A 2,461-nucleotide genomic window follows, 5' to 3' on the forward strand; every position below is an offset into this window, starting at 1 on the left:
ATTGCCGCAGGGCAGATGGAGGAGATGAAGGGATATCTGGATGAGCTGGAGCAGAACCTGGAGGACGTGGATACCTACGTGAAGTCCGGCAACCTGATGACAGATGCCATCCTCAACAGCAAGCTGTCCCTGGCAGAGAAAAGGGACATACCTGTGAACTGCAGGGCCATTTTGCCCCAGGAGCTGTCCATAGAGGATGTGGATCTGTGCGTGATGCTGGGGAACCTGCTGGACAATGCCCTGGAGGCCTGTGAAAAGATTCCCCGGGAGCAGCGGTTCCTGCGCATCTACATGGTGGTGAACAAAGCCCAGCTCTATATCTCCATCCAGAATTCCGCCAAAGAGGAGCTGGACTTCAACGAGAGGAACTACATTTCCACCAAGCGGGGGAACCATGGGCTGGGCATGAAGCGGGTCAAGGCGCTGGCGGACAAATATGAAGGATATCTGACCCTGGCCAATGAGCCGGGCATCTTCGCCGCGGAAGTGACGCTGCCTTTGTAGGGGCATGTCTCCGATGCTCTTCTACATGCCGTTTTCCATGGGATTGCAGAGTCGTCACCAGCCCTTCTGTGCAATTCGCGCTTCAAAATGAACAATTCGTGCGGAAATCCTCCTTTTGGGGGATTTTTTGCTTAAACTAATACCATCATCCATGAGCAAGGCTGTCATGTATTACCTGTGCCCATGGCATGGATTCGAAAAAGAGGGAGGAAAACATCGCAGGAAAGCTATGAACAGAAAGAAAAAGAACACTACAGAAGAAAACGAAAAATGCTATCCCCTGTGGGACAATGGCATAACCGCCTATGCCTGGTTCGGGCGAATCAAGGGAAAAAGGTATCTGGCGGCAACAGGAGCGGATATCTGTCTGTCCGTGATACAGCCTTTCGCGGCCATGGCTCTGCCCAGCGCAGTGGTCTATCTGCTGGGAAGCGGCTGGCGGCCGGAAGTCATCTTCCTGTCCCTGGCGGGATATGTGCTGCTGTTGCAGGCACTGCAGATTTCCCAGGTCTATCTGGCGAATGTTGTTCAAATTGCGAGATTCCTGTTCCGTGGGCAGTTGGGGCCGGAGCTCTTTGAAGCCTGCCTGACAGTGGATTTTCAGGAGTTGGAGAGCGCAAAGGGACAGCAGAAGCTGGAAGGGGCCAGGGGAAATATCTATTACGGCAGCGATATGGGAATTGAAGCGTATCTCAGGGCGTATGAGAAGGCTGCCGTCGCGCTGGTGAGCCTGGTAATCTATTCGGTCATTATCGGCAGGATGAACTTCTGGCTGCTTCTGCTCCTGTTCGCGGTGGCGGGAGGGATTATGGCTGTGAACATCTATGCGGATCGCAGGGGGGCAAGGCATGAGGAGCGCTATATCAAGGTCAGCCAGGGATATGAGTATCTGAAACGGGAGATTCTGGTTCCGGCAAACGGCAAGGATATCAGACTATATCGCATGTGGAAATGGTTTCAGGAAGAATTCAGGAAGATGACGGACGAACTGACCTACTGGGCAGGCAAGCAGAGGAGCTGCTCCATCAACGCTTCGTTTTTCGAGCGGTTCCTGGCAGGGGGCAGAGATTTGCTGATTTACGGTTACCTGATCAGCCAGATGGCTTTGGGTAAGATGAATCTGTCCGCATTTCTGCTCTGCGTTGGAATCGTGGGAAGCTTCGGCGGCTGGATGAGTTCCCTGACAGGAGCCTTTACTGAAATACTGAGAAACAATCGATATATGAACCGCTACCGGGATTTCCTGGAACTGGCGGGAAGAAGGCCTGGGCATGAGGGTCAGGCAGCGGACATCCCGGCGGAGCATCCGGGGGAAGCCCATGAGATTCGCCTGGAGCATGTATCCTTCCGTTATGAAGGGAACATGGAATGCCCTGAAGGAGGGGATTCCAGAGAGGACGCGATCCACGACCTGACGCTGACCATCCGGCCCGGCGAGAAAATCGCTCTGGTGGGGATGAACGGCGCCGGAAAATCCACATTGATCAAGCTGATCTGCGGATTGTACCGGCCCACTTCCGGGAAGCTGTATCTGGACGGGCGGGACGTGTCCCTGTTCTCACCGGAAGAGTACAGGAAAGAGTTCGCGGTGGTGTTCCAGGAGGTGTTCGCCTTTTCTTTCCCGCTGGCGGACAATGTCTCCTGCAGAGCCGCGGCGGATACTGACGGCGGACGGCTGGAGCAGAGCCTGAAAGATGCAGGGCTGTGGGACAGGGTGCAGGAGCTTCCGGGAAAGGGAGAGACCTACCTGAACAAGGATCTGGACGCGGCAGGCGTGACCCTGTCAGGCGGGGAACTCCAGCGGCTGATGCTGGCGAGAGCCCTTTACAAGGGAGCGCCTGTAGTCATCCTGGACGAGCCCACCGCGGCGCTTGACCCAATCGCGGAGAGCCGCCTGTACGATAAGGAACTGTCGCAAAATAAAATGTACTATTTGAATCCACGTATTACATAGTTC

The 2,461-nt window shown here is 54.8% G+C and carries 2 protein-coding genes; both read left to right on the plus strand.

The genetic code is table 11. The features are described from left to right. Window positions 1-24 precede the first annotated feature (24 nt). Window positions 25-504 (plus strand): ATP-binding protein, encoded by a 480-nt coding sequence (locus Q2B33_RS23220; RefSeq protein WP_300914297.1) that lies wholly within the window; start codon window positions 25-27, stop codon window positions 502-504. 229 nt (window positions 505-733) lie between these two features. Next, window positions 734-2,458, plus strand: coding sequence for an ABC transporter ATP-binding protein (locus Q2B33_RS23225; RefSeq protein WP_300574219.1), 1,725 nt, complete (start codon window positions 734-736; stop codon window positions 2,456-2,458). Window positions 2,459-2,461 lie beyond the last annotated feature (3 nt).

It is taken from the genome of uncultured Acetatifactor sp., assembly GCF_948601915.1.
Taxonomy (GTDB): Bacteria; Bacillota; Clostridia; order Lachnospirales; family Lachnospiraceae; genus Acetatifactor.